This is a genomic window from Vibrio sp. 03_296 (assembly GCF_002265885.1).
Map to the genome: position 1 here is coordinate 1 of NZ_NPKW01001119.1, position 379 is coordinate 379.

Here is a 379-nt window from a genome sequence, read left to right on the forward strand (position 1 = left end):
CTAACGTTGGCCCCTAATCGGGGTTGCGGACAGTGCCTGGTGGGTAGTTTGACTGGGGCGGTCTCCTCCCAAAGAGTAACGGAGGAGCACGAAGGTGGGCTAATCACGGTTGGACATCGTGAGGTTAGTGCAATGGCATAAGCCCGCTTAACTGCGAGAATGACGGTTCGAGCAGGTGCGAAAGCAGGTCATAGTGATCCGGTGGTTCTGAATGGAAGGGCCATCGCTCAACGGATAAAAGGTACTCCGGGGATAACAGGCTGATACCGACCCAAGAGTTCATATCGACGGCGGTGTTTGGCACCTCGATGTCGGCTCATCACATCCTGGGGCTGAAGTCGGTCCAAGGTATGGCTGTTCGCCGATTAAGTGTACGCGA

At 55.4% G+C, this 379-nt stretch carries 1 rRNA gene; it reads left to right on the forward strand.

The features are described 5' to 3' along the window. Nucleotides 1–379 (forward strand): 23S ribosomal RNA (locus tag CIK04_RS30215); the annotation flags it as partial.